General features: G+C 37.3%; 24 protein-coding genes. 14 read left to right on the top strand and 10 right to left on the bottom strand.

Going from position 1 to position 26,509, the window contains the following annotated elements; genetic code table 11:
• Nucleotides 1-136: 136 nt before the first annotated feature.
• From ACUNWD_RS07970 to hutH, 4 genes are all read left to right on the top strand, one after another.
• Nucleotides 137-835 carry a hypothetical protein gene (locus ACUNWD_RS07970; RefSeq protein ID WP_445587265.1) on the top strand — a complete coding sequence of 233 codons (699 nt, stop codon included), beginning with the start codon at nucleotides 137-139 and terminating at the stop codon, nucleotides 833-835.
• An 80-nt stretch (nucleotides 836-915) separates the two neighbouring features.
• Nucleotides 916-1,809: a hypothetical protein gene (locus tag ACUNWD_RS07965; protein ID WP_445587264.1), complete on the top strand. Its 894-nt coding sequence runs from the start codon at nucleotides 916-918 to the stop codon at nucleotides 1,807-1,809.
• A gap of 88 nt (nucleotides 1,810-1,897) precedes the next feature.
• The gene (gene hisS / locus ACUNWD_RS07960) at nucleotides 1,898-3,262 is read left to right on the top strand and encodes a histidine--tRNA ligase (protein ID WP_445587263.1); all 1,365 of its coding nucleotides are present in this window, start codon (nucleotides 1,898-1,900) and stop codon (nucleotides 3,260-3,262) included.
• A 193-nt stretch (nucleotides 3,263-3,455) separates the two neighbouring features.
• The gene (gene hutH, locus ACUNWD_RS07955) at nucleotides 3,456-4,958 is read left to right on the top strand and encodes a histidine ammonia-lyase (RefSeq protein ID WP_445587262.1); all 1,503 of its coding nucleotides are present in this window, start codon (nucleotides 3,456-3,458) and stop codon (nucleotides 4,956-4,958) included.
• A 29-nt stretch (nucleotides 4,959-4,987) separates the two neighbouring features.
• Here the strand turns inward: hutH and ACUNWD_RS07950 are convergent, their stop codons facing one another.
• The 4 genes from ACUNWD_RS07950 to ACUNWD_RS07935 all read right to left on the bottom strand — a co-directional run bounded on the left by ACUNWD_RS07950 (nucleotide 4,988) and on the right by ACUNWD_RS07935 (nucleotide 7,376).
• A complete protein-coding gene (locus tag ACUNWD_RS07950; protein ID WP_445587261.1) occupies nucleotides 4,988-5,455 on the bottom strand; it encodes a hypothetical protein in 468 nt (155 codons plus the stop codon).
• Nucleotides 5,456-5,474: 19 nt separating this feature from the next.
• Nucleotides 5,475-5,939, bottom strand: coding sequence for a hypothetical protein (locus ACUNWD_RS07945; RefSeq protein ID WP_445587260.1), 465 nt, complete (start codon nucleotides 5,937-5,939; stop codon nucleotides 5,475-5,477).
• A 65-nt stretch (nucleotides 5,940-6,004) separates the two neighbouring features.
• Nucleotides 6,005-6,550, bottom strand: coding sequence for an RNA polymerase sigma factor (locus ACUNWD_RS07940; RefSeq protein ID WP_445587259.1), 546 nt, complete (start codon nucleotides 6,548-6,550; stop codon nucleotides 6,005-6,007).
• Between the two features lie 76 nt (nucleotides 6,551-6,626).
• Nucleotides 6,627-7,376 (bottom strand): NUDIX hydrolase, encoded by a 750-nt coding sequence (locus ACUNWD_RS07935; protein WP_445587258.1) that lies wholly within the window; start codon nucleotides 7,374-7,376, stop codon nucleotides 6,627-6,629.
• Between the two features lie 141 nt (nucleotides 7,377-7,517).
• Here ACUNWD_RS07935 and ychF point away from each other — a divergent pair, with 141 nt between their 5' ends.
• From ychF to ACUNWD_RS07920, 3 genes are all read left to right on the top strand, one after another.
• Complete coding sequence (ychF, locus tag ACUNWD_RS07930; RefSeq protein ID WP_445587257.1) at nucleotides 7,518-8,618, top strand: redox-regulated ATPase YchF; 1,101 nt, start codon at nucleotides 7,518-7,520, stop codon at nucleotides 8,616-8,618.
• A 381-nt stretch (nucleotides 8,619-8,999) separates the two neighbouring features.
• A complete protein-coding gene (gene asnB, locus ACUNWD_RS07925; RefSeq protein WP_445587256.1) occupies nucleotides 9,000-10,679 on the top strand; it encodes an asparagine synthase B in 1,680 nt (559 codons plus the stop codon).
• Between the two features lie 167 nt (nucleotides 10,680-10,846).
• Complete coding sequence (locus tag ACUNWD_RS07920; RefSeq protein ID WP_445587255.1) at nucleotides 10,847-12,373, top strand: DoxX family membrane protein; 1,527 nt, start codon at nucleotides 10,847-10,849, stop codon at nucleotides 12,371-12,373.
• Between the two features lie 28 nt (nucleotides 12,374-12,401).
• Here the strand turns inward: ACUNWD_RS07920 and ACUNWD_RS07915 are convergent, their stop codons facing one another.
• Nucleotides 12,402-13,682 (bottom strand): T9SS type B sorting domain-containing protein, encoded by a 1,281-nt coding sequence (locus ACUNWD_RS07915; protein WP_445587254.1) that lies wholly within the window; start codon nucleotides 13,680-13,682, stop codon nucleotides 12,402-12,404.
• A gap of 176 nt (nucleotides 13,683-13,858) precedes the next feature.
• Between ACUNWD_RS07915 and ACUNWD_RS07910 the strand changes: the two genes are divergently transcribed.
• The 6 genes from ACUNWD_RS07910 (at nucleotide 13,859) to dnaJ (ending at nucleotide 20,867) form a co-directional block, all read left to right on the top strand.
• Nucleotides 13,859-16,177 carry an ATP-dependent helicase gene (locus tag ACUNWD_RS07910; RefSeq protein WP_445587253.1) on the top strand — a complete coding sequence of 773 codons (2,319 nt, stop codon included), beginning with the start codon at nucleotides 13,859-13,861 and terminating at the stop codon, nucleotides 16,175-16,177.
• A gap of 181 nt (nucleotides 16,178-16,358) precedes the next feature.
• The gene (locus tag ACUNWD_RS07905; RefSeq protein WP_445587252.1) at nucleotides 16,359-16,976 is read left to right on the top strand and encodes a DUF4290 domain-containing protein; all 618 of its coding nucleotides are present in this window, start codon (nucleotides 16,359-16,361) and stop codon (nucleotides 16,974-16,976) included.
• Nucleotides 16,977-16,990: 14 nt separating this feature from the next.
• Entirely contained in the window at nucleotides 16,991-18,298 is a 1,308-nt protein-coding gene (gene murA / locus ACUNWD_RS07900; RefSeq protein WP_445587251.1) for a UDP-N-acetylglucosamine 1-carboxyvinyltransferase, read from the top strand.
• Nucleotides 18,299-18,414: 116 nt separating this feature from the next.
• Nucleotides 18,415-18,939 (top strand): TlpA family protein disulfide reductase, encoded by a 525-nt coding sequence (locus ACUNWD_RS07895; protein ID WP_445587250.1) that lies wholly within the window; start codon nucleotides 18,415-18,417, stop codon nucleotides 18,937-18,939.
• Between the two features lie 159 nt (nucleotides 18,940-19,098).
• On the top strand, nucleotides 19,099-19,692 hold the full coding sequence (locus ACUNWD_RS07890) for a nucleotide exchange factor GrpE (protein WP_445587249.1): 594 nt from the start codon (nucleotides 19,099-19,101) through the stop codon (nucleotides 19,690-19,692).
• Nucleotides 19,693-19,709: 17 nt separating this feature from the next.
• On the top strand, nucleotides 19,710-20,867 hold the full coding sequence (dnaJ, locus tag ACUNWD_RS07885) for a molecular chaperone DnaJ (RefSeq protein ID WP_445587248.1): 1,158 nt from the start codon (nucleotides 19,710-19,712) through the stop codon (nucleotides 20,865-20,867).
• Between the two features lie 73 nt (nucleotides 20,868-20,940).
• Here dnaJ and rprY read toward each other — a convergent pair whose 3' ends face one another.
• From rprY to ACUNWD_RS07860, 5 genes are all read right to left on the bottom strand, one after another.
• Nucleotides 20,941-21,633 (bottom strand): response regulator transcription factor RprY, encoded by a 693-nt coding sequence (rprY, locus tag ACUNWD_RS07880; RefSeq protein WP_445587247.1) that lies wholly within the window; start codon nucleotides 21,631-21,633, stop codon nucleotides 20,941-20,943.
• Nucleotides 21,593-23,227, bottom strand: coding sequence for a sensor histidine kinase (locus ACUNWD_RS07875; RefSeq protein ID WP_445587246.1), 1,635 nt, complete (start codon nucleotides 23,225-23,227; stop codon nucleotides 21,593-21,595). The genes rprY and ACUNWD_RS07875 overlap by 41 nt, the downstream gene beginning before the upstream one ends.
• A 271-nt stretch (nucleotides 23,228-23,498) precedes the next feature.
• Nucleotides 23,499-24,245, bottom strand: a complete 747-nt coding sequence (gene rnc, locus ACUNWD_RS07870; protein WP_445587245.1) for a ribonuclease III — start codon at nucleotides 24,243-24,245, stop codon at nucleotides 23,499-23,501.
• A 5-nt stretch (nucleotides 24,246-24,250) separates the two neighbouring features.
• Complete coding sequence (fabF, locus tag ACUNWD_RS07865; RefSeq protein ID WP_445587244.1) at nucleotides 24,251-25,492, bottom strand: beta-ketoacyl-ACP synthase II; 1,242 nt, start codon at nucleotides 25,490-25,492, stop codon at nucleotides 24,251-24,253.
• 19 nt (nucleotides 25,493-25,511) lie between these two features.
• Nucleotides 25,512-25,748 carry an acyl carrier protein gene (locus tag ACUNWD_RS07860; RefSeq protein WP_053181687.1) on the bottom strand — a complete coding sequence of 79 codons (237 nt, stop codon included), beginning with the start codon at nucleotides 25,746-25,748 and terminating at the stop codon, nucleotides 25,512-25,514.
• A gap of 191 nt (nucleotides 25,749-25,939) precedes the next feature.
• On the opposite strand from ACUNWD_RS07860, the gene purN reads away from it, so the two are divergent.
• A complete protein-coding gene (gene purN, locus ACUNWD_RS07855) occupies nucleotides 25,940-26,509 on the top strand; it encodes a phosphoribosylglycinamide formyltransferase (RefSeq protein ID WP_445587243.1) in 570 nt (189 codons plus the stop codon).

Raw genomic sequence — 26,509 nt, 5'->3', positions numbered from 1 at the left:
ATGTGCATATAATCACGTGCTTGTGCGTTTGTTCTTGTTCTGATTAAAATTTTACAATACAAAAGGTAGGGTAGAATGTGTTGAGTTCGGTTCACTCATGAAATCAATCAATTTATCAAATTAAATAGAAAATAGAATGAAAAGTTTAGTTAGAACATTAGCAGCATTGACGATGATTCTGGCCATAATGGTTGGATCAGCGATGGCACAAACAGAGGAACCAATTCAGCAAAGGAAAGGGGAAAGAAATCGGCTTCAACTAACTGATGAGCAATTGGGAATTCTGGAACAAAACAGAGTTGAGAATCAAGAAAGACGGGAAGCATTTACCGCTACTTTTACGGAAGAACAATTGGCTATTCTGGAAAATACTGAAATGACCCGTGAGGAGAAAAGGGAAGCACTTCATGCTACCTTTACGGAAGAACAATTAGCTATGTGGGAAGAAAATCAAGCATTAAGAGAAGAACAACGAGAAACTTTTCGTGCAACAATGAGTAATTCTCAAATGCGTAAGCTTCAAAAAGGAATGAATGGTGAAACTGCAGGAAAAGGCCAGTTTATGGGTGGCCGTGCCGCGAATCAGCCTATGAGCGAGGCGATCAGAGGTTCATTAACCGAAGAGCAATTAGCAATCCTACAGAATACTGAAATGACCCGTGCACAAAGACGTGAAGCATTTCATGCGTCTTTGTCTGAAGAACAATTAACCTTAATGGAGCAAGCACGTGAAACTCGTCAGGAACAACGTCAGGAATTCAAAGGAAATTTGACTGACGAACAAGTTGAAACCTTGAGACAACGCGCAAGACAGGGTCAAAAAGGGGGAAACTAGCCCAATGCATTATTCTTTCTAATCTGCCAGTTTCCAGCTGGCAGATTTTCTTTATCTAATAATCTATTCATCATATCGGAATGAAAAAGTTTTTATTGTCATTTATATTCTTGTTTTCAATTGGTAGTATTTTGGCTCAGAAAGATGTTATTCTGGAGATTCAGGAAAATCGCCTTGATTCGCTGGTGGAGTCTGTGCTATTTGATGATTTTTATTCAGATCTATTTGCAGAGGATTACAGTACGCAATTTTTGTATTGGAGAGCCAATTATGATGCGAAAACTTTTTATGCCGGCCGTGAAATAGGTATTGATCAATATAATTTATCCAGTCAGCTTTTTTATTTACACACAAAAGGTTTTTATGCTGGGGTTTCCGGAGCGTGGTATAGTGACCTGGATCCAAATTATAGAACAACTGTGCTCACATTGGGATATGGAAAGGGATTGAAAAAAATAAAATTTTTAAGGTATAGAGCATCTTATGATTTGTTTTTTTACAACAACCAAGATCCCGACTATGAACCCATTTATACAAGCAGCCTAAATGTTGGAACGACCTTGAAAAGTAAAATTGTAAGTACACGTTTTGATGCTTCATTTTTGTTAGGAAAAGAATTTGGAACTCAACTTTCATGGGATATCTATAGTAAAATCAACTTGTTAAAATTCGGAAGATTAAATAAGCTGCGTATAGAGCCGGAAGTATCGTTCACTTATGGGTCCGAAACAGTTGAATATGATTTGTCTGCGTATTTACTTGATCAATATCCGGATTTGACTGATACCTATTATTATGAAGATGTTTTTGGAATGTTGAACACTAGTATTGAAGTTCCCTTAAATCTTTCTCTCAAAAATTTTGACATCGAATTTTCATGGAAAAAGAATTTTCCTCATTCGATGGATTATACCATTGAATACCCGAATACATCCTTTTTTAGTTTCTCAATTGGCTATCTTTTCAACTTGTGATCAGCAGAAAATCTTATTATTTCCAATGAGGGCTTGAACGCATCCTTAAATTGGTTATTTTTGCAGCTTCAACGAAAAGCAAAAAGTTATGGCTCAAAAACCATCAATTCCTAAAGGTACTCGCGATTTTTCTCCTACAGAAATGGCAAGGAGAAATTATATTTTCGACACAGTTAAGGCAGTTTTTCAAACCTACGGATTTCAACCTATTGAAACTCCGGCAATGGAAAACTTATCTACTTTGATGGGAAAATATGGAGAAGAAGGTGATAAGTTGCTTTTTAAGATATTGAACTCCGGTGATTTTATTTCAAAGGTTGATGAGGGTGAGTTGCAAAAAAGAAACAGCATCAGCCTGACGAATAAAATTTCAGAAAAGGGGTTGCGGTATGATTTGACAGTTCCTTTCGCTCGTTTTGTGGTTCAACATCGAAATGATATTTCGTTTCCGTTTAAACGATATCAAATTCAACCTGTGTGGCGTGCCGATCGGCCGCAGAAAGGGCGTTACCGTGAATTTTATCAGTGTGATGTTGATATTATTGGAAGTGATTCTTTGTTGAATGAGTTGGAATTGGTTCAAATAATCAGCGATGTCTTCGATATATTAAATATCAATACAACGGTTAAAATCAATAATCGTAAAATTTTAGCCGGTATTGCCGAAACTATTGGTGAGTTAGATCGAATTGTTGATATTACGGTTGCTATTGATAAACTCGATAAAATTGGTCTGGAAAAAGTTAATCAGGAATTACTGGATAAGGGAATTTCTGAAGAAGCCGTTTCGAAATTGCAACCGATTTTAAAATTGAGTGGCGATAATTCTGAAAAGCTTGATCAAATTGAGAAGGTGATTTCAGAATCTGAAATTGGTATAAAAGGAATTGAAGAAGTTCGCAAGCTATTTGCATACCTTGATGGTTTTGAGTTAAATATTATTGTTGAACTTGATTTAACCTTGGCTCGCGGCCTGAATTATTATACTGGTGCTATTTTTGAAGTTAAAGCCAACGATGTTCAGATTGGCAGTATCTGTGGTGGAGGTAGGTATGATGACCTAACCGGAATCTTTGGAATGCCTGATGTTTCAGGAGTTGGGATTTCGTTTGGTGCCGATCGTATTTATGATGTGTTGACCCAATTGGAACTTTTTCCGGACGAAGCAATTACTTCAACAAAAGTGTTGTTTGTGAATTTCGGAGAAAAGGAAGAAGCTTTCTGTTTACCTATACTTTCAAAATTAAGACAAGCGGGGGTGAATGCTGAAATTTATCCTGAAAATGCCAAGATGAAAAAGCAAATGACCTGGGCAGATCGTAAACAAGTCGCTTACGTTGCTATGGTAGGAGAGCAGGAGATGGAACAGGGAAAGGTAAATCTTAAAGAAATGAAGTCGGGTAATCAAGAATTGGTAACACCGGAAGAACTGATAAAAATCCTTTCTGTATAAGCTTTAATTGCCGTACTTGCTAGTATGTGGCAGGTACTTATCCATTCATATAAAAAGGACGACCGTCCGATAAAACTACTGGGAAGCGATACTCGTTTTCCATGATGCTTCATTTTGAATAAAATCGACATTGTTAAAAACAACTGTCATCCGTTTCTATTCGTATTCAATATTTTATTCAAATAACTTACAAATGATGAAGCAAAAGAATCACTGTATCACTCCGAAACCTATAACTTTCGAATTGATTGAAGAAATTTTAGAGGAAAAAAGAAAGCTGGTTTTATCAGAAGAGTCTATTCTGTTAATCAATAAATCAAAGCAATACCTCGATCAAAAACTTTCAGAAAGTGAAGACCCCATTTATGGCATAAATACCGGGTTTGGAGCACTTTGTGATCGCGAAATATCAAAATCTGACTTGAGTAAGTTGCAGGAAAATCTGGTAGTTTCGCATGCGTGCAATATTGGTGATGAAATTCCTTCGAATGTGGTGAGGATTATGTTGTTGTTAAAGGCACATGCATTGGCCAAAGGTAATTCAGCCGTTCAGTTAATCACTGTTCAACGAATTATTGATCTGTTTAACGAAGATATTCTACCAGAAGTTTTTGAGCAAGGATCGCTTGGTGCGAGCGGTGATTTAGCGCCACTGGCTATGTTGTTTTTACCGCTTCTTGGGTTGGGGACTGTAAATTATAAAGGAAAGAAGGTTTCGGCACAGAAGGTTCTGAAAGAAAAGAAATGGGAGCCAATTCGTTTAGAGGCCAAAGAAGGTTTAGCTCTTCTGAATGGAACTCAATTTATGAGTTCGCATGGGGTTTATACATTGCTAAAGTCTTTTAAAATTGTAAAATATTCGGATATTATTGGTGCGCTTTCATTGGACTGTTATGATGGATTAATTGAGCCTTTCATGGCGCAAGTGCAAGAAATCCGGCCTCATAAAGGACAAATTGAGACTGCGCGGAACTTTAGGCATATTCTTGATGGGAGCGAAATAATTGGACGAGAAAAGTTGCATGTGCAAGATCCATATTCATTTCGCTGCATTCCTCAAGTTCATGGAGCAGTAAAAGATGCAGTGGATTATATTGCTGGTGTTGTTGAAACTGAAATTAATTCGGTAACTGATAATCCAACTGTTTTTCCCGATGACGATTTAATTATTTCTGGCGGAAATTTTCATGGAGAACCATTGGCTCTAACACTTGATTATTTGGCAATAGCTTTGGCAGAATTAGCCAGTATTTCAGAAAGACGCACTTATCGCTTGATTTCTGGCGAGCGTAATTTGCCTGAATTTTTGGTTGCTAATCAAGGCCTGAATTCAGGTTTTATGATTCCCCAATATGCTGCAGCATCCATTGTTAGTCAGAATAAGCAGTTGTGCACACCGGCTTCGGTAGATTCAATTCCATCATCCAATGAGCAGGAAGATCATGTGAGTATGGGGGGGAATGCCGCTACAAAAGCTTTGAAAGTGGCGAATAATGTTTTGAAAGTGTTGGCCATTGAGCTTTACAATGCCACGCAGGCGTTAGAGTTTAGGAGACCTGCAAAAACTTCTCCTTACCTCGAGGAATTTGTAAAGGAATATCGAACTGTTGTGAAATTTGTTGAGGAAGATACCTTGATGTATGAGGGGATCAATGATACAGTTGGTTTTCTGGACCGCGGAAAGTTTATACAATAAAAAAAAGGCAGCTAAATCTGCCTCTTAATTTATCTAGGTTCACCGTTTTTTCTTTCCTTTCTAAATTCCTGTAACAAATGGGATCGAAAGTCATTTTCAACATCGTAAAACCGGACTACTTTTTCCGCAGGTAAAACATTGAAGAATTTTTTATTGTACTCTTTCATTATATCTGCTTCTTTCTGAAATAAGTTAATAAAATCATTTGAAATCGCTTTTAGTTCAGAATCCGTCAATCCCTCAGTCTTATCCATGGTTTCGTGTTCCATGTGTCTGCGCTTCATGTGTATTTCAAAGCGTTTCTCTTCAAATTCGTTATAGATTGGCCAAAAATCTTGAGCTTCCTTCGGCGTTAGTGAAAGTTTATTTGTTAGAAAAGCAATCTTCTCTGCTCTGATTTTTTGCATCCATTCGTCATCAATCTTCATTTCTCGTTGAGCAAGGACATAGTTTGAAGCTGTTATTGTTAAAGCAAGAAATAAAATAATTTTTTTCATTTCATTAAATTTTAAACTTTCAGTTTTTTAATTCCGCAAAGATTTCTGTCTCATTCATTGCAATCGTAAGATAGTCAAGAACTTCTTCTTCACTTACTTCGTTATTTATTTGTTCTTCTTTATCTCCAAAAATTTCGTATATCGAATGTTCTGAAATAGAAAGATAAGAGAATATTAGGTCATCCTCTGATGTGTTTATCGCTTCGTTGTAATTAGAAATTTCCTTCTTGGCCAGGTAATCTGGGAGGAATCTGTTTAATGGGTAATACACTAAAAGAAAAACCAATGCAAAGCTTGCAGCCATAGATAATACAGGCTTTAGTATTCGAATCACTTGCTGTTTCTTTGATAAAGTAAGATTTTCGGCATCAATTCTTGCTTCAATCTTGTCTTGCAAGGTTTCGAAATAATTTTCAGGAACCTCAAACGGATTTTTTTTAGGAATTCCTGAAAGTGGTGATTCTATGTTTTTTTGTTCGTTCATTTTAAACTTTCCCTTTTGACTTTTTAAATGTATAAAAGTTTAACCGAGGTGTGAAATTACTTTTCTTATGTCTCTGATTTTAAATATTCTTCAATTTTTTTAACTGCATGATGATAAGACGCTTTAAGTGCTCCTTCTGACGTTTCGAGAATTTTTTCCATGTCCTGATACTTCATTTCATCGAAATACTTCATGTTAAAAACCAATCGTTGTTTGGTTGGAAGTAAGGCGATTGCCTTTTGCAGTTTCATCTGGATTTCATCTCCATCCAGATACGTGTCAGTCACCAGGTTCTCCAATAAATAGTCTTTAATTTCATCCATCCCGCCCATTGATTTTCTTTTCCTCTGTTCCAGAAAACTTAAAGATTCATTGGTTGCAATTCGATACAGCCATGTATAAATACCCGATTCGGCTCTGAAATTATGAATTCCTTTCCATGCTTTCACAAAAGTGTTTTGAAGGATGTCGTCGCTATCGTCATGATTCAGAACAATTTTACGAATGTGCCAATACAATCGCTCTTGATAAGTTGATACCAGCGTTCCGAAAGCATTCCTTTTTGTGCTTTCGTTTTGAAGTTCTTCAATCAATTGCTGGTCATTGCTCATTCTGCCTTATAAACGTTTATACTAGAGATTGTTTTTGCTCGGAATAGTTTAATTCCTTTTGCAAAATTAATTAGAACTATTCAATTCTAAATTTAAGTCCTTCATTTTTTAATCGTTCGTAAACGTTAATATCAAACTTGTAAAGTTTTGCAGCACGGTGAGATACGTTTTGTTGTTTTTGACCTGTGTCGATGAGCAAACCCATATTATTTATCTTTTTTCGAAAATTTCGGGTGTCCATTTTTTTATCCAAAATCACTTCATACAAAGTCTGAATTTGGGTTAAGGTGAACTTTTCGGGGAGCAAGTGAAATCCGATGGGATGGTATCTGACTTCTTTTCTGAGATTTTCCAATGCGTTTTGGACGATATCACGATGATCAAAATTCAATTTTGGAAGATTGTCCAGTGTAAACCATTTTAACTCATTGGTGATTATTGATTTCTTGAGTTGATGGTTAGCTGGATTAATCAACGCATAATAGGCGACAGTTACAACCCGGTAATGAGGTACTCGTGTTTTTTGACCAAAGCAGTGAAATTGCTTCAGAAATACATCCGACATTCCTGTTATTTCATTTAAGAAATCAGATGCAAATTGATCTAAATCCATTTCTGCTGGCAAATGGGCACCAAATATGCTCCATGAATTTTTATCAACCAAGGCCGGGTGATCTCTGTATAAATCTTTGAGCTCATCGTAGTCGGGCATGGATTCTAGTTGTTCTTTCAGAAAAGCTGCGTTATGTTGTGTGAGCAAAACTTTTATATTGTTTCCATCGAATCCAAAAATTACACAATCGATTGACAGGTTTTTTATAATCATTTATTTGGTATTAGGTGTAATAGACACGTTTGTCGTATAAAGATGCAAATTGTTTATTAAATTAATTTACAGCTTTGCTTCGTGTATCCAAAAATAGCTAAAAAGCATTAACTTTGCCGCTCAATTTTTAAGAAGATAAAAATGGCTTTAAAGTGCGGGATTGTGGGATTGCCAAATGTTGGTAAATCAACATTGTTTAATTGTTTGTCTAATGCGAAGGCGCAGTCGGCAAATTTTCCTTTTTGTACAATTGAACCAAACGTTGGTGTGATAACTGTTCCTGACGATCGGTTAATCAAATTGGAAGAACTGGTGAATCCACAACGAGTAGTGCCTACTACTGTGGAGATTGTTGATATAGCCGGTTTGGTTCGCGGTGCAAGTAAAGGTGAAGGATTAGGGAATAAATTCCTTGGAAATATTCGGGAAACAGATGCAATAATCCATGTTTTGCGTTGCTTCGAGAATGAGAATATTACTCATGTTGATACAACAATTGATCCGGTTCGGGATAAAGAAACGATTGATATTGAGTTGCAATTGAAAGATTTGGAGACCGTTGAAGCCCGGATTGCGAAAGTTGAGAAGATGGCTAAAACGGGAAATGATCTGGAAGCAAAAAGATTGTTTAAGGTATTATCGATTTACAAAGAAGCATTGTTGCAAGGGAAATCGGCTAGAACTGTTGAAGTGGATGATAGTGATAGTAAGCTGGCGAAAGATTTACAGTTGCTTACAAATAAGCCAATTCTTTATATCTGTAATGTTGATGAACCTTCGGTGGTGAGTGGTAATGCGTTTGTGGATGCCGTTAAGGAGGCTATCAAGAATGAAAATGCTGAAATGCTTATGATTGCGGCTGCTACGGAAGCTGACATTGCGGAACTCGAGGACTTTGATGAAAGACAAATGTTCTTGGAAGATTTAGGACTTCAGGAATCAGGAGTTAACAAATTGATTAAGTCTGCTTATAAATTGTTGCAATTAGAAACCTATTTTACCGCAGGAGTTAAAGAAGTAAGAGCCTGGACATATAAAAAGGGATTTAAAGCACCGCAGGCTGCCGGAGTAATTCATAGTGATTTTGAAAAGGGTTTCATTCGGGCAGAAGTTATTAAATACAATGATTTTATCTCGTTAGGATCTGAACAGGCATGTAAGGAAGCTGGGAAAATGGCCATAGAGGGGAAAGAATATGTTGTTCAGGATGGTGATATCATGCATTTCAGATTTAATGTTTAAGTTATTTTATAAAGATTATAAAATGAAAGACAGTCTTTTGACTGTCTTTTTTTGTATTTTTTATTTTTTTGAGTGCATTGATTGGTCTTTAGGGGGTGTGTTGAAAATATTTGATTTATTTTCGGATGAGGGTGGATTTTTTTAATGTTGTTTGTTTTTATTATATGTTTTTTGAGCGGAATTTGTCTTTTTTAAGGGGGTGATTAAATATTTATTGAATTTCAAATTGAAAATAAATAGTCAATAATATGGTTTATTTGTCAATTTTATCTGAATTTAATTAGAAAAATGTCAGTTTGTGTTTTTAAAATAAAACAAAACGATTATTTTTGAGCCCTTGATAGTTATGAAGACTAGAAATAGATATTTAAAATATTCAATATGTGTGGATTTGTTGGTGCTTTCGATTTGAAGGTTGATTCTCAAGATTTGAGGCTACAAGTTTTAAAGATGTCCAAAAGGGTACGTCATCGTGGACCGGATTGGTCGGGTGTTTATTGTGGTGAAAAAGCAATTCTTTCTCATGAAAGATTATCTATTGTCGACCCTGAATCAGGAGGTCAGCCATTGTATAGCAAAGATGGAAATCTGATTTTAGCAGTAAATGGTGAAATTTATAATCATACCGAAATTCGTAAAAAATATGAAGATTCTTACGAGTTTCAGACAGGATCTGACTGTGAAGTAATTTTAGCCTTGTACAAAGATAAGGGAGTTGATTTTCTGGAAGACTTGAATGGAATCTTTGCTTTTGCTATTTACGATCAGGAAAAGGATGAGTATTTGATCGCTCGTGATCACATTGGTATCATTCCTTTGTATATGGGATGGGATGAGCACGGTAACTTCTATGTCGCTTCAGAATTGAAAGCATTGGAGGGGTATTGTAAAACAATCAAAGAATTTCCTCCGGCACATTATATGTCTAGCAAAGACGGTGAATTGAAACGTTGGTGGAACCGTGACTGGATGGATTATGAAAATGTAAAAAACAATACCACCAGCATTGACGATTTGAAAAAGGCAATGGAAGATGCAGTTCATCGTCAACTGATGTCAGATGTACCATACGGAGTGCTTCTTTCAGGAGGTTTGGATTCGTCTATTACTTCTGCATTGGCTAAAAAATTCTCAAACAAGAGAGTCGAGGATGGAGACGAGAGAGATGCTTGGTGGCCGCAGTTACACTCATTCGTTATTGGTTTGGAAGGTTCTCCGGATTTAGCTGCAGCACGTAAAGTTGCAGATCATATTGGTTCGGTTCACCACGAAATTCACTATACTATTCAAGAAGGGTTAGATGCTATTCGTGATGTAATTTACCATATTGAGACTTACGATGTAACAACGATTCGTGCTTCCACTCCAATGTATATGTTGGCGCGTGTTATCAAATCAATGGGAATTAAAATGGTATTGACAGGAGAAGGAGCAGATGAGATTTTTGGAGGATACCTTTATTTCCACAAAGCACCGAATGCTGAAGAATTCCACAATGAGACATTGAGAAAAATTAGTAAATTGAATCTTTATGATTGTTTGCGTGCAAATAAATCTCTTGCTGCATGGGGAGTTGAAGGACGTGTGCCTTTCCTTGATAAAGAATTCATTGATGTAGCAATGCGGATTAATCCGGAAGATAAAATGGCAAAGGATGGAAAAATCGAGAAATGGGTTGTTCGCAAAGCCTTTGAAGATATTTTACCTGAAAGTGTAACATGGCGTCAGAAAGAACAATTTTCGGATGGCGTTGGATATGGATGGATTGATACATTGAAGCAGGTTGCAAGTGACCAGGTGACTGATGAAATGATGGATAACGCAAAATTCCGTTTTCCAATTAATACTCCAAGATCAAAAGAGGAGTATCATTATCGTTCAATTTTTGCAGAGCATTTTCCATCAGACACTGCAGCGTCTTGTGTGCCATCGGTACCATCTATTGCGTGTAGTACTGCCGAAGCTCTTGCTTGGGATGAGTCTTTCCAAAATAATGCGGATCCTTCTGGAAGGTCTGTTGGAGCGGTTCATGATCATAGCTACGATAAAGGGAAAAAATAAATCAAAACCACACAATATAAAAAGGACGGGGAGTTATGCTTTTCGTCCTTTTTCCGTTTCATGAGTTGATAGATTAAAACAGGTGTTTGTTTGTAAATTGGTTGTTTGATAGATTTTTGCTAAAAAATATCTACATTAGCAGTCAAACCTATTTAAACTAACTACTTATGAAGCCTGTGTCATCTCTCCACGCCCGACAGTTTTTCATTACAATTCTTCGTGTTGCAATTGGTTGGCATTTCCTATTTGAAGGAGTTTCAAAGTTGTTTGCCGAAGATTGGACAGCTTATAATTTTCTCATTAATTCCAATAGTTTTATTTCCATCTTTTATCATTGGCTCGCATCTTCGTCTTTTTTGATCCAAGTTGTTGATTTGTTAAATATCTATGGATTGATTCTGATCGGTCTTGGTTTGTTTCTAGGCGTATTTATCCGATATGCGTCGATAGCAGGTATTGTATTGCTTTCTATGTATTATTTTGCTTACCCACCATTTGGAGCATCCCTGGTAATGCAGACCGAAGGCAGTGTATATATTGTCAATAGAATATTTATAGAAGCTGTCGTGTTGGTTTTCTTTCTTTTCTTAAAAGAAAGAGGATATGGGGTGGATCGTTTCATCTCTTATTTGAGAAAGTCAAAGGAGAAAAAAGATGAGCAGCCTATTAGCGAAGTTAATACAAGGCGAGAGGCTTTAAAAAACCTGGCAACTTTGCCAATACTTGGAGTTGTGGGAGTAAGCGCATTCCAAAGTCAGAAAAAGTATAGTGTGGATGTAATGTCTGGTGCAACTATTCAAGTAAAGCAAAGTGCTCTTAGTGAATTGAAAGGCGAATTGCCTAAAGGGAAAATTGGAAGTCATTCCATAAGCCGGCTGGTACTTGGTGGAAATTTAATAGGTGGTTGGGCTCATTCTCGAGATTTAATTTATGTTCCCTCTTTGTTTAAGGCTTATAACACGGAAAAGAAAGTTTATGAAACTTTAATGCTGGCGGAAAGTGCCGGAATTGATACCATCAATATTGGTTTTCCGTCGAATCCATTAATTCGAAAGTATAAACAGATGACCGGAAGTAAAATAAAGGTCATTTCGCAAGTTGCTCCCGAAATGGATAAAAATGATTATTTCGTCAATATTAATAAGGCGATTGATTATGGTGTTGATATTGTGCAGGTGCAAGGCAATTGGTGTGATTGGTTGGTTCGTGATGGGAAGTTTGATGTGATTGAAAAGATGTTGGATAAAATTCGCACTCAGGGATATACCGCAGGATTGGCATCGCATACAGTAGATTCGCTAATTGCTTGTGAAGAACAAGGAATTATCCCTGATTATTATATGAAAACGATGCATCATGATCAATATTGGTCTGCTCATCCCATGGAAAACCGGGTGCCTTTTGAAGTCGATGGAACGAATTATTTGGATCATAATAAATTTCACAATAATATATTTTGTCTTTTCCCTGATCGGACCATTGAATTTGTAAATCGGGCAAAAGTTCCTGTTATGGGATTTAAGGTGTTAGCGGCAGGAGCTATCGAGCCCGAGGATGGATTTAAGTGGGCCTTTGAAAATGGTGCAGATTTTATTTGTGTTGGAATGTTTGATTTTCAGCTGGTAAACGATGTAAATATTGCCATTGATACGTTGAAAAATCTATCCGGCAGGGAACGGGAGTGGTACGGATAGTTGAATTCCTCTAACAAAGTTTTGGATTTTACTTTTCAGTGAAAAGGTGAACAAATCCATGAGCCCACCGTTTTCGGTCATCACGGCCAACGGCTTCAGCTACATAGTAGTAAACTCCTGGACTCGCTTTTCGTCCTCCAATGTTGCCATCCCATGCTGATTCTTCCATCGTGATTTCAAATCCCGGAACATTATTATTTTCGTAGAAATGCACTTTTTTACCCCAGCGATTAAAAATGCTGATTTTAATTTTCTTGATTGACCAGTACTTCACAATAAACTGATCGTTACTTCCGTCACCATTTGGTGTAAACACATTTGGAGCTTCAATAAAGGAAGTATCTGCCACAATAAAACCTTCCAGGTAAAATGTGTCTGTACAGGTGTAGAATTCGGAATTTTTCGTAGTGACAAGCTTCACGTCATACGTTCCAGATTCGTTATAAATATATGTTGGACTTTCGTCTATCGCATTATCCATGATGCTATCAGAAACTGTCCCGGTTTCTTCGGCTTCCTTTTTAATGTCAATCAAATCACGAAAGAAAAACCATTCATACTCATCAGCATTCTCTGATTCATTGATAAAGCTCACCTCAAGCGGTGTTTCACCTTCCATGGGGGACGCGGTGAATTTGGCCTCTGTAACAATTGAATTATAAGTGATTGTATCAGATCCACTGCAATTAAAACGGTCATAGGCAGTGAGTATATATTCTGTTTCTCTTGGCGGAGGATTGTATAGCTGTGGGGCAATGATAACTGAAATGTTTGCTCCATCAGCTTCCCATCTTACTTTGACGTCTTTAAAAAGCTCAATTGCATTTCCATTTGAAAGATCATAATAGGAGAAACTAGCTTGATCAAAAGATCCATCCAGTTGAAGGTAGTCGCAATTTGATTCTGCGATATTCGCAGTTACGGTATACCAGTTGTTAAATACCCATGCTGTGTAAGTTTCTGTTGAGGTGCCTGAAGTTACATTCACCCGGTATCCACCATCTTCCAGATTGTCAATTGTTGAAGATGTTGTACCGTTATTATCGTTTCGGAAAGCTGTAAAAGTTCCGGATGTATTGTCGTATTTTAACCATTCGTAATTGGCCCCGGCTCCTGATGAAAAACTTGCTGTTAGATTCGCATTGGTATCTCCTTCGTTGCCGCAAAAAATATAAATTGAATCTTGGGTTCCAGAGGTGTAATCTGTAACAACTGATGTGTCAGCGTTTGCTGTAATTTGTGCTTTTGAGCCAATGGCGATTAGGGTAAAAAGAAAAATTAAAATGCTATTTTTGATTCGTGGGTTCATTATCGTATTTCAACTTGTATTATTCAACAATACAATGTTAACGCTAAAAATTGAATTATCTTTTACGGGCTTCGATTTTTTTCCTGAAGAACATTGTTGAAAACTACCTAATCCCATGTTTCGTGAAAGTAAAAAATAGGTTATACTTTTGAAGCTCATTTCGAAAAAGATATGTGATGGTGAATTATTTGGATGAATTGAATGGATCACAAAGAAAGGCAGTTGAGACAATTGACGGTCCTTCGTTGGTTATTGCTGGTGCAGGATCCGGGAAAACACGCGTGCTTACCTATCGAATTGCTCATTTGATAAAGAAGGGGGCAAAACCTGGCAGTATTTTAGCACTTACGTTTACAAACAAGGCTGCGAAGGAAATGAAAGAGCGTATTGCGAAGATTGTTGGTGCAAACGTTGCCCGGTATTTGTGGATGGGTACTTTTCACTCCATATTTGCTCGGATTTTGCGGACAGAAGCTGAGATTATCGGGTTCCCATCCAATTTCACAATTTATGACTCAGCAGATTCAAAAAGCTTAATAAAAACCATCATTAAAGATTTTCAGCTGGATGATAAAACCTACAAGCCCAACGTTGTTTCTGGTAGGATTTCCTCAGCAAAAAATAGCTTGATTCTTCCGGTTGCCTACCAAAATAATGCCCAGGTTCGCGAGTATGATATGAGTATTCGAATGCCTCGTATTGGTGAGATTTATAAGGAATATGATAAGCGTTGCCTGCTTGCTGGTGCCATGGACTTTGATGATTTACTATTACGTACCAATATTCTTTTTAGAGACCATAAAGAAGTTCTTCAGAAATATCAGCAACGGTTTGACTATTTGCTGGTTGACGAGTATCAGGATACCAATTTTGCACAATATTTGATTATCAAGAACCTGGCTGCTTCTCATCATAATATTTGTGTGGTAGGCGACGATGCACAAAGTATTTATTCATTCCGCGGTGCGAGAATTGAAAATATACTGAACTTCCAGAAAGACTATCCAAAACATCAGATATTTAAACTTGAGCAAAATTATCGTTCTACCCAAACAATTGTAAATGCTGCAAATAGTGTAATTGCCAAAAATAAAAGACAAATACCTAAACGCGTTTTTTCGGAAAGAGATCAGGGTAATTTGATCAAGGTAATGGAGGCTATTACAGATAATGAAGAGGGATATTTGGTGGCCAATGAAATTACTGAAACCAGAATGCGTAAGCATTACATGTTCGAGGATTATGCCATTTTATATCGTACAAATGCACAGTCCCGAATATTTGAGGAAGCTTTGCGAAAACGTAATATTCCATACAAAATTTATGGGGGACTTTCTTTTTATCAACGGAAAGAAATTAAGGACTTGCTTTCATACTTTCGCTTAATAATTAATCCTAAGGATAATGAGGCGCTGAAACGAATTATTAATTACCCGGCAAGAGGAATTGGAGCTACCACGTTAACCAAGTTGGAACAAGCGGCGCTTGCTGTTGGCACAAGTGTTTTTGATATTGTCCTTCAAAGTGGTACTGAAAATCATGCAGGATTGAATAAGGGGACACTTACAAAAATTCAGCAATTTGCTGCAACTATCAATCAGTTTGCAGAAAAGAATCAGTTTGCTGATGCGTATGAAATGGCGACAGAAGTAGCTACTCAAACAGGCCTTATGAAAGACCTGTACAATGATAAAACTCCTGAAGGATTAAGTAGATTTGAGAATATTCAGGAATTGTTGAATGGTATTCAGGAATTTACCATCAATGCACGAGAAGAAGGTTTGCCTAATTCATTAGGTAACTATATGGAAGATGTTGCCTTGTTGACAGACCAGGATTCTGAAAAAGATGAAGATAGGGATAAAGTTACTTTGATGACGGTTCATTCAGCAAAAGGTCTGGAATTTAAGAATGTGTTTATTGTTGGATTGGAAGAGAATCTTTTCCCGTCTAATAATTTTGGGAATAATATGAGTCCGGAGGCATACGAAGAAGAACGAAGACTTTTTTATGTAGCAATAACCCGAGCGGAGGAAAATGCGTATATAAGCTATGCACGTCAACGTTATCGCTGGGGAAAATTGGATTTTTGCAATCCCAGTCGTTTTATCGAAGATTTGGACAATCAATATTTAGACCTGCCGGAAGAGAGCAATGAAATTCGATTTGATGAGCCACTAAATAGAACCCAAAGTAAGTTTGGAGCACAGCCCAATGCTGGTATTCAAAATCGAAGACCCATTCGAAGTGATCAGCCGGGATTAAATCAAAAACTAGTAAAACTTCGGGAGGCAAAAAAGGAAGCAAATACTGCTGATGGGGATGATCCTCGTGATATACAGGCTGGTATGAATGTAGAGCATCAGCGTTTTGGGAAAGGGAAAGTGCTTCAAATAGAAGGAAGTTTTCCTAATCTTAAGGCAACAGTTTTTTTTAAGAATACAGGACAGAAGCAATTGTTACTCAAATTTGCAAAATTGAAAATAGTTCGCTAGTATGCTTATATACAGGTTTTTGTGGGTTGAGAGAGATAAGAATTTATTGAAAAGGTTTGTTCTCAAGATATTTTCAGTTAGATTTGCAGTTAAGAATTGCCTTCATGCTCATTTACCCATGACAATTACCTGATTTATCGACCTTTATTTGATACAAGATTTTATAGATAAGATTTATTAAATGGATTATAATTCGAACCGATCGAAGTTACCCCTGCCTGAATATGGGCGTAATGTTCAAAATATGGTGGATCACATTATGACCATCGAGGACCGCGATGAGAGGAATCGTGCGGCAAGAACGATTATTGATATAATGGGAAACCTTTATCCATACTTAAGAGATATCAACGATTTTAAACATAAACTTTGGGATCACCTGGCAATTATGTCTGATTTTAAATTGGATATTGATTATCCGTATGATCCTCCCAAAAAGGAAACATTTCAAGAGCGCCCCAAAATAGTTCCTTATAGTGAAAATACTATAAGGCAACGTCACTATGGTAAAACCATGCAGGCATTAATTGAAAAAGCTGCAGCATATGAAAGCGGTGAAGAGAAGGAGCAATTAATTAAGCTTTTGGCTAATCACATGAAAAAATGCTTTCTGGTTTGGAATAAGGACACCGTAGATGATGAAAAGATCTATGCCGATCTTGAAATTTTATCAAAGGGTAGAATTAAAAGAACAGATCTTGATTTGACAGATACAAAAGAGATTCTTTATCGAAATGCTCGCCCAAAGACCAAGACAGTGGGAAGAGGTCCAGGTAAGAAACATCGCAAAAACGACTAACCAACTTATTCGGGATGGCAACATTTCAAATTGAAGGTGGAACTAAACTTAAAGGGGTATTAAAACCTCAGGGTGCAAAAAACGAAGCATTACAAGTTATTTGTGCCACACTCCTTACACAAGAACTTGTTACCATAACAAACATCCCGGAAATTCGGGATGTACTCAAATTGATTGAGATTTTAGGTGAGCTAGGTGTAAAAACGAAACAGGTTCAAAAAGGAACATACTCATTTCAAGCCGATCAGGTTAATCTCGATTATCTACAAACTGAAAAATTTGCCAGGCAAGCAGCTCGCTTGCGTGGGTCAATTATGATTGTTGGTCCATTGCTTGCTCGTTTTGGCCAGGCATATATTCCTCAGCCAGGTGGTGACAAAATTGGTCGTCGTCGGTTGGATACCCATTTTGTTGGTCTTCAAAATCTGGGCGCTTCTTTTAATTACGATGCAGAAAATTATTTTTACAGTGTAGAAACCAATGGTCTGAAAGGTCGCTACATGCTATTGGATGAAGCTTCAGTTACAGGAACTGCCAATATTTTGATGGCTGCAGTTATGGCAGAAGGAAAAACCACAATATACAATGCTGCTTGTGAACCTTATTTGCAACAGCTTTGCAGGATGTTGGAGAGTATGGGGGCGAAAATCGAAGGCATTGGTTCAAATCTTTTGCATGTTGAAGGTGTAAATAGTTTAAATGGATGCAATCATCATATCTTACCGGATATGATTGAAGTTGGAAGTTTTATTGGTTTGGCTGCCATGACTGGTTCTGAAATTACCATTCCTGATGCAGGAATAGAACACCTGGGTATTATTCCGGATTCCTTTAAACGATTAGGTATTCGCATAGAGAAACGGGGCGATGATATTTTTGTACCGGCTCAGGATGAATATGAAATTGATACTTTTATTGATGGTTCAATTATGACCATCGCTGATGCTCCGTGGCCCGGCTTGACTCCGGATTTGCTGAGTATATTTTTAGTGGTTGCCACACAGGCCAAAGGAAGCGTGCTGATACATCAGAAGATGTTTGAGAGTCGGCTGTTTTTCGTCGATAAATTGATTGATATGGGAGCGCAAATTATTCTTTGTGATCCGCACCGGGCAACGGTAATTGGCTTAAATAAAAAACACCAATTGCGTGGAACAACCATGTCTTCTCCTGATATTAGAGCTGGTGTTGCTTTGCTTATAGCAGCCCTTTCGGCTCAAGGTAAAAGCAAAATATTCAACATAGAGCAAATCGACAGGGGTTACGAGCAGATTGATCAACGATTAAATGCAATTGGAGCAAAAATCACCAGAGTAGATTAGCCTTTTATGTCGGTGGATTTTTGTTAATGTTTCTAAATTATCGATTTGTAAATCAGCATTTAACTCTTCTTTTTGTTATAATTGACAAATATTTTATCTTCAGAAAAAAAATAATGATGAAAAAACGATTTTTGATTTTGGTTGCCATTATTGTAGGGATGTGTGTTAATAGTTTTGCAGGTGATGAACCTAAAACTGGGATCAATGTGGGTGATAAAGCTCCAAACATTATTGAACAATCTATTGATGGTAAAGAATTGAAGCTTTCGGATTTGAAAGGTCAACTTGTTTTAATTGATTTTTGGGCATCATGGTGCGGTCCATGCCGACGCGAAAATCCAACTGTTGTAAAAGCGTATGAAACATACAAAGATAAAAAATTTAAAAGTGGTAAAGGGTTTACTGTTTTTAGCGTTTCATTAGATAAAAACAGAGCGAATTGGAAGCAGGCGATAAGTGATGACAAACTTTCATGGGAGTACCACGTGAGCGACCTTATGGGCTGGAGTTCAAAGTATGCTGCCGTTTATGGTGTGAGAGGAATTCCTGCGAACTTCCTTATTGATGGAGATGGAGTGATTGTTGCAAAAGGACTGAGAGGGCCATTATTGACAAATACGCTTGAGAAACTTTTAAAATAACATTATCAGATTCAATATTGTGGAAGGCAGTACATGGGTGCTGCCTTTCTTTTTATACTTTTGACAGCTCATTCTGAAAATAAATGTCAAAATGTCCTTTAAAGACAAATGGCAATATTTTTGTAAACTGTCAAACCGTAAAATTAAATCGCTTAAAACATGGCAGAGGAAAAAATTAAAAAGGAACAAGAAGTGGAAGACTTAAAAGAACAGGAAACTTCAGAGAAAGTTGAAACTGCTGAAAAAGAAAGCAAAAAGGATAAGAAATCAGAAAAAAAGAAGTCAACAAAAGATAAAGCTGAAGAAAAGATCAAAAAGATTGAAGATGAGCTTGCTGAAATGAAAGATAAACATATTCGTTTGCAGGCTGAGTTTGACAATTACCGGAAGCGCACTTTGAAAGAAAAGATGGAATTGATGAAAACTGGCGGCGAAGGCGTATTGGTAAATATTCTTCCAGTTATTGATGATTTTGAGCGTGCACTTGTTGCATTTAGTGAAATGGAAGATGAAAATCCTTTGAAGCAAGGCGTGAACTTGATTTATGGAAAGTTTCAGGACTTCTTGAAGCAAAATGGGATTAAGGAAATAGAAGCTATCGAACAGGAGTTTGACACTGATTTGCATGAAGCAGTTACCAAAATTCCTGCTCCAAAAGAAGAGTTGAAAGGGAAAGTTGTTGATGTAATCCAGAAAGGTTATATCCTTAATGAAAAGGTTATTCGCTTCTCGAAAGTAGTAATTGGCGAATAGGCAAAACAAAAATCACCATGACAAAAAGAGATTTTTACGAAATATTGGGGGTGAGTAAAGGGGCTTCTGCAGAGGAGATCAAGAAAGCTTACAGGAAGAAAGCCATTCAATACCATCCCGATAAAAACCCGGATAATAAAGAAGCTGAGGAGAAGTTCAAGGAGGCTGCTGAAGCGTATGAAGTTTTAAGCAGTCCGGAGAAACGTCAGCGCTACGATCAGTATGGGCATGCCGGGGTTAGTGGCGGAGCAGGAGGCTTTAGCCAGCACGATATGTCGATGGATGATATATTCTCGATGTTTGGTGATATTTTTGGAGGAGGCGGCTTTGGCGGTTTTGGTGGCTTTGGCGGCTCTCGCAGTCGTGGGAGCAGCCGACGTGTTCACCGTGGGTCGGACCTTCGATTAAAAGTTGTATTAAGCCTGAAAGATATAGCAAACGGTGTTGAGAAGAAACTGAAGCTTAAGAAATATCAAACCTGCGATAGCTGTCATGGAAGTGGCGCTCAGGGAGGTTCTGATTTTACCAGCTGTTCAACTTGTAGAGGGAGCGGTCATGTGACTCGTGTTACTAATACTCTGCTTGGGCAGATGCAGACTACCGCTACTTGTCCGTCATGTAATGGCGAAGGACAAATCATCAAGAATAAATGTACAAGCTGTCATGGCGAAGGCGTTGTTCGTGGTGAAGAAGTTGTTTCTGTGAAAATTCCAGCTGGTGTTGGCGAAGGGATGCAATTGAATGTTTCAGGTAAAGGTAATGCAGGAAGACGGGGAGGAGTGAACGGAGATTTGCTAGTGGTTATCCACGAAGAATCTCACCCGGATTTGATTCGTGATGGAAATAATCTGATTTACAATCTTTTCTTGAGTATGCCGGATTTTATTTTAGGAACTACTGCAGAGATTCCAACGGTGGAAAATAAAGTGAAAGTTAAAATTGAAGAAGGTACTCAGCCTGAGAAAATATTGCGATTGAGAGGTAAAGGTTTGCCAGACGTAAATGGATATGGAAAAGGTGATTTGTTAGTTCGTATTCATGCGTGGGCGCCAAAGAAAATTTCATCTGAGGAACGAAAGATGCTTGAAAAGCTTCAGGAGTCGGAGAACTTTAAGCAAACACCTGGAAGTGGGGATAAGAATTTCTTCGAGAAGATGAAGGATATGTTTGAGTAAGCAGAAAATATAAGATAACAGAAACGGCTTCTCATTTGAGAAGCCGTTTCTGTTATCCGTGCTGATGCCTAAATCATAGAATTAATTTGTATCCTTTACCGTGAACGTTGATGATTTCAACAGTTGGTTCATCTTTTAAATGCTTTCTTAGTTTGGTAATGTAAACATCCATACTTCGCGCATTAAAGTAGTTGTCATCGATCCAAATCGTTTTTAGTGCAAAATTTCGTTCGAGAACCTTATTCGCATTGTTGCAAAGTAATCGTAACAATTCAGATTCTTTGGTGGTAAGTTTTACCGAATCTTCATCGGTCGATAAGGTTTGTTTTCTTGGATCGAAACTGAACTTTCCTAATTTGTAAACGGATTGCTCATTGTTTTTTGTTTCTTGCGATGTGCGCCGCAAAATGGCTTCAATACGGAAGATGAGTTCTTCCATGCTAAATGGTTTGGTGATATAATCATCAGCTCCCATTTTGAAACCTTCAAGGACATCTTCCTTTAAGTTTTTTGCCGTCAGGAAAATAATAGGGATATCATGATTTTGCATTCGAATATCATTGGCCAGAGACATTCCGTCTTTCTTCGGCATCATGATGTCGAGGATACATAAATCATAATCTTGTTTTTTTAGAAAACCTTGATATGCAACCTCTCCATCTCCGTATAAGTCAGCATCAAAATTTTTTGCTATCAGATATTCTTTTAAAAGCAGACCTAAATTTTCATCGTCTTCTGCCAATAATAGTTTTACTTTTTTTTCCATTTTCTTTCAAATTTAGAGGGAAATATAGGGTGAATTTTGTTCCCTTATTTATGACACTCTCCACCTTAATTTTTGCTTGATGGGAGTCGACAATTTTTTTCACATAACTCAATCCAAGGCCAAATCCTTTAACATCATGCACATTACCAGTAGGAACTCTGTAAAAGCGTTCAAAAATCTGATCAATGTGTTCTTTTGGAATACCAATCCCTTTGTCTGTTACAGTAATTACGATATCATCTTTTTGATTTTCAGTAGACACCGTGATTATCGGTTTCCCTTTGCTATATTTTACTGCATTATCTAATAAATTAAAAATAACGTTGGTAACGTGAACCTCATCCCCTTTTATTTGGTCGTTTTCCGCACGAATGTCCGCTGTTAATTCCCCATCCTTGTTTTTTACACGTAGTTCAAAGTTAAGGATTACATTATTAATAAGCTCATTAATACGCACTTCTTTAAACTTCAATTTTAAACGTCCCTCATTAAAAACAGCCATCTGCAGCACTTTCTCAACCTGGAAACTTAATCGTTTACTCTCCTGCAAAATAACATTTGAAACATGCTCAATGGTTCTGGGGGTATTGCTAATGCTATTGTCGTGAAGCATTTGACTCGCTAACGAAATCGTTGAGATTGGCGTTTTCAGCTCATGAGTCATGTTATTAATAAAGTCATTCTTGATCATTGATAATTTTTTTTGCTTTAAAATGATCAAAATGGTGTATACAAAAATAGCGATTAACAACGCTGTAAGTAAGGCAGTAGGTATCACCATAATTCCAGTCTCTTTTAGCAAGAAACTTTCTCTTTTTGGAAAATAGACACTTAAATATACTGGTTTGGGATCCGGTAAGTCATTTGGGAACAGTAAGTTTTGATATTGTTTGCGTTTGCCCGGAGCATAATCACGATCTCCCAAAACATGTTGCTCATTTCCTTGAGGGTATACTTTTACTGCATATTTAAAATCCAGGTTAATACCACTATTTCTAAATTCTGTTTTAAGAGCTCTATCAAGTAATTGCTGGTTAATTCGGTCCTTAACCGGTAGGTTTGAAAATAGTGATTGATAGCGAAGTATTCGGTAATAATTTGCCTGCTCATTTAAGCGTTGTTCATATTGCTCGCGCATATAAGTGTCGTAATCATGTATCATATCAAACGCAGATGGGAACTCCCCGGGACGGCCTCGTTCGTTTGATTTTGCAGCGAGTGAATCTGAAAAACTAATGGATAATTCTTCTTGAAAGTTACTGGACGAATTGTTTTTTTGTTGAGAAAAGCGGTAATAAGAAAAGCTTATACTATTCTGACTGTTCGAACCCTGAATTATATTTGATCGATTAGAATTCGGAAAAATTTGATTTGAGGAATTTCCTTGAGAAATGTAATTTTCTCTCATTAACAAAGATGCTTCGTTCTGCTCAAGAAGTCGAGCAACAGCAACTATTGTCCGATTAATTGTTTGGTCAAACTGTTCTTCTTTAATTTGAAAAGCTTTCTTAATCGAGTTGGTTTGAACCAAAATTAGGCTGGTCATCACCAACGCCATCAAAACAATCAAACTAAGAATAATTTTCCTACTCATAGATACAAAGATAGCCTTTAAAATATACGTTATTTCAGGGCTTAACAATATTTAACATTGGATTACAGCCTTCATTTCGAGGATGCATATTTGGCAATAATTCTTAACAGGCTTTAACATTAATTAGCAATAAACCCCCTCAAATATAGCTATATTTGTGATACTGGCATTGAGGAAATGTCGACACTCAGTTTTGGGTTTAACTGAGTTTTACAAGGTGAATTTAGGTTTTGGTTTTTAGGGCGGAGCTACAAAGTTCCGCCTTTTCTTTTTAGAAAGTTGCCGGGTATTTCTGTTTCAAATAGGCTAATGCTTTAGCCGATGCATTTTGTTGAGCTTCTTTTTTTGATGCTCCTTCTCCTTTCCCAATTTCATCAGATTCCAGAATAACTTTGGACATAAACGAAGGTTGATTATTGTCGTTTTGAGGATGCTCTGTAGTTTCAAAACTAATATCCATTTTCACCTTTTGACTCCACTCAATAAGTTGGCTTTTGTAATTGGTATTGGAGCGCTGAACTTCAATTAAGTCAACGTAATCCAGTAAAAGTTTGCGTGTTATAAATTGTTTGGTGGTATGGTATCCTTTATCTAGATAAAGAGCACCTATTAATGCTTCCAGAGCATCTCCGTAAATGTGGCTGTTCTCAGCTGTGTTATTTGTTTTTGACTTGATGTAATTATTGAGGCCAATTCGGAACGTGAGTTCTGTTAAGAAACTCCGATTGACTAATTTGGAGCGCATTTGAGTTAGAAAACCTTCATCCATATTCGGATATCGGTTATACAAAAAGTCAGCGATTACAGCCCCGAGAATAGCATCGCCTAGATATTCAAGACGCTCGTTATTTACCCAGTTTTGTTGAGAATCCAGTTTCGATGCTGATTTATGAATTAAAGCAGTTTCGTAAAGATTCAAGTTGCTGGGATAAATATCGAACAATGATTTAAGAAATAAATAAAACTCTTTTCTATTAGAAGAAAAGAGTTTTATCTTTTGAACAATCGTTCGTATCACGTTTATCAGTATTTTTTGAAAATTACTGTCGCATTGTGACCACCAAAACCAAACGTGTTGCTTAATGCATATTGCATTTCACGTTTTTTAGCTTTGTTGAATGTGAAATCAAGCTTATTATCGATCTCCGGATCATCAGTGAAATGATTAATCGTTGGAGGAACAATACCTTCTTTTAAGGCAAGTATAGATGCAATACCTTCAACAGCACCAGCGGCACCAAGTAAGTGGCCAGTCATTGATTTGGTAGAACTAATACTTAATTTATAAGCATGATCGCCAAAACATTTTTGAATTGCTTTTGGCTCAGCAATATCCCCAAGTGGGGTAGAGGTTCCATGGACATTGATATAATCAATATCTTCCGGTTTTATGCCAGCGTCTTCAAGTGCCCAGTTCATGACCAATGAAGCGCCTTTTCCTTCCGGGTCTGGGGCAGTCATGTGGTAGGCGTCTGCTGACATTCCACCACCTACAACTTCTCCATAAATTTTTGCTCCACGTTTTACAGCATGTTCATATTCCTCAAAAATGAGGGCTCCAGAACCTTCTCCCATTACAAAACCATCGCGGTCTTTGTCAAATGGACGAGATGCAGTAGTAGGATCATCATTTCTGGTAGAAAGTGCACGCATGGAGTTAAAACCACTTAATCCTGCTTCGTTAATTGCAGCTTCTGAACCTCCGGTAATAAATAGGTTTGCTTTACCCATTCGTATATAATTGAATGCTTCAATCATAGCATGGGATGCCGAAGCACAAGCCGATACCGTCGTGAAATTAGGCCCCCTGAATCCATAACGGATAGAGAGTAGACCACCTGCAATGTTAGCAATCATTTTAGGAATGAAGAAAGGATTGAACTTGGGACGTTCAATGTTGTAGGCTCTGGCTTCTTCAAAGAATGTTTGAAGACCTCCAATACCTGCACCCCAAATCACGCCGGCACGGTCGGTATCAATAGATTCAAGGTCAATGCCTGAATCTTCAATTGCCTGTTGTGCTGCTCCATATGCAAATAAAGTATAAAGGTCATGCTTACGCACTTCTTTTTTCTCTACATAAACTGTAGGATCAAAGTCTTTAACTTCACATGCAAACTGGGTTTTTTGTAGATCCACATCGAATTTTGTAATTCGAGCGCAACCACTTTTCCCAGATTTAATCCCTTCCCAATATTCCTCAATAGAATTACCAAGCGGGTTAATGGTTCCAAGTCCGGTTACAACTACCCGTTTAAATTCCATAAAAGTTGTTTCTGATTTATTACTTTACGTTAGCTTCGATGTGCGAGATAGCTTCGCCTACTGTAGAAATTTTTTCAGCCTGATCGTCTGGGATAGCCAAATCAAATTCTTTTTCAAATTCCATGATCAATTCAACAGTGTCCAAAGAATCTGCACCTAAGTCATTTGTAAAAGAAGCTTCATTGGTTACTTCGCTTTCGTCAACGCCTAATTTGTCGACAATAATTGCTTTTACTTTACCTGCAATGTCAGACATAGTTCTAATTTTAAGTTAATATTCAAATTTGTTTTTCAAAAATCCGGTGCAAAGTAATAAATTTACCCAAAATATATCAAAGAAAATTTGAAATAAATAGCTGTTTGGGGCTTAGCGGAACATATATGTCCAACTATAATCGAACAGTTTATTCTAATGTTCAATTTAAAATTTTAGAAAATATATCCTCTATGAAGAAAATTGCCATTTTTGCTTCGGGCTCAGGCACTAATGCCCAGAATATTATCGAGTATTTTAAGGGCAACCGTTATATTGAAATTGACTCTTTGTGGTCGAATAATGAAAATGCATATGCTTTGATTAGAGCTGAAAGGCTTGGGATTGAAACATTTACTTTTGGAAGAGAAGAGCTTTACAATAGTGTTGAGGTGTTGGAAATGCTAGACGAAAGAAAGATCGACATGATTGTGTTGGCCGGATTCCTTTGGTTAGTTCCACGTAGTTTAACGGAAGAATTCACCATTGTTAACATTCACCCGGCATTGTTACCTCGTTATGGCGGAAAAGGAATGTATGGAAGTTTTGTACACGAAGCAGTGGTTAAGAATAAGGAAAAGGAAAGTGGAATCACTATTCATTACGTGAACGAGAAGTATGATGATGGTGACATTATTTTTCAAACAACATGTGAAGTTTCACCAAGTGACACTCCTGAAGATGTCGCAAAAAAGGTTCATGTGTTAGAATATGAACATTTTCCCCGTGTGATTGAAGAAATCATAATGGAGGAAGAAGAATAG

Source organism: Sunxiuqinia sp. A32 (genome assembly GCF_052690465.1).
The sequence above is the reverse complement of the archived record's forward strand: the minus strand, read 5'-3'. Positions and strand labels throughout refer to the sequence as shown.

Coding starts and splice junctions, on each gene's coding strand:
- ACUNWD_RS07970 (WP_445587265.1), top strand. CDS start 137: ATGAAAAGTTTAGTTAGAACATTAGCAGCATTGACGATGATTCTGGCC.
- ACUNWD_RS07965 (WP_445587264.1), top strand. CDS start 916: ATGAAAAAGTTTTTATTGTCATTTATATTCTTGTTTTCAATTGGTAGT.
- hisS (WP_445587263.1), top strand. CDS start 1,898: ATGGCTCAAAAACCATCAATTCCTAAAGGTACTCGCGATTTTTCTCCT.
- hutH (WP_445587262.1), top strand. CDS start 3,456: ATGATGAAGCAAAAGAATCACTGTATCACTCCGAAACCTATAACTTTC.
- ACUNWD_RS07950 (WP_445587261.1), bottom strand. CDS start 5,455: ATGAAAAAAATTATTTTATTTCTTGCTTTAACAATAACAGCTTCAAAC.
- ACUNWD_RS07945 (WP_445587260.1), bottom strand. CDS start 5,939: ATGAACGAACAAAAAAACATAGAATCACCACTTTCAGGAATTCCTAAA.
- ACUNWD_RS07940 (WP_445587259.1), bottom strand. CDS start 6,550: ATGAGCAATGACCAGCAATTGATTGAAGAACTTCAAAACGAAAGCACA.
- ACUNWD_RS07935 (WP_445587258.1), bottom strand. CDS start 7,376: ATGATTATAAAAAACCTGTCAATCGATTGTGTAATTTTTGGATTCGAT.
- ychF (WP_445587257.1), top strand. CDS start 7,518: ATGGCTTTAAAGTGCGGGATTGTGGGATTGCCAAATGTTGGTAAATCA.
- asnB (WP_445587256.1), top strand. CDS start 9,000: ATGTGTGGATTTGTTGGTGCTTTCGATTTGAAGGTTGATTCTCAAGAT.
- ACUNWD_RS07920 (WP_445587255.1), top strand. CDS start 10,847: ATGAAGCCTGTGTCATCTCTCCACGCCCGACAGTTTTTCATTACAATT.
- ACUNWD_RS07915 (WP_445587254.1), bottom strand. CDS start 13,682: ATGAACCCACGAATCAAAAATAGCATTTTAATTTTTCTTTTTACCCTA.
- ACUNWD_RS07910 (WP_445587253.1), top strand. CDS start 13,859: ATGGTGAATTATTTGGATGAATTGAATGGATCACAAAGAAAGGCAGTT.
- ACUNWD_RS07905 (WP_445587252.1), top strand. CDS start 16,359: ATGGATTATAATTCGAACCGATCGAAGTTACCCCTGCCTGAATATGGG.
- murA (WP_445587251.1), top strand. CDS start 16,991: ATGGCAACATTTCAAATTGAAGGTGGAACTAAACTTAAAGGGGTATTA.
- ACUNWD_RS07895 (WP_445587250.1), top strand. CDS start 18,415: ATGAAAAAACGATTTTTGATTTTGGTTGCCATTATTGTAGGGATGTGT.
- ACUNWD_RS07890 (WP_445587249.1), top strand. CDS start 19,099: ATGGCAGAGGAAAAAATTAAAAAGGAACAAGAAGTGGAAGACTTAAAA.
- dnaJ (WP_445587248.1), top strand. CDS start 19,710: ATGACAAAAAGAGATTTTTACGAAATATTGGGGGTGAGTAAAGGGGCT.
- rprY (WP_445587247.1), bottom strand. CDS start 21,633: ATGGAAAAAAAAGTAAAACTATTATTGGCAGAAGACGATGAAAATTTA.
- ACUNWD_RS07875 (WP_445587246.1), bottom strand. CDS start 23,227: ATGAGTAGGAAAATTATTCTTAGTTTGATTGTTTTGATGGCGTTGGTG.
- fabF (WP_445587244.1), bottom strand. CDS start 25,492: ATGGAATTTAAACGGGTAGTTGTAACCGGACTTGGAACCATTAACCCG.
- ACUNWD_RS07860 (WP_053181687.1), bottom strand. CDS start 25,748: ATGTCTGACATTGCAGGTAAAGTAAAAGCAATTATTGTCGACAAATTA.
- purN (WP_445587243.1), top strand. CDS start 25,940: ATGAAGAAAATTGCCATTTTTGCTTCGGGCTCAGGCACTAATGCCCAG.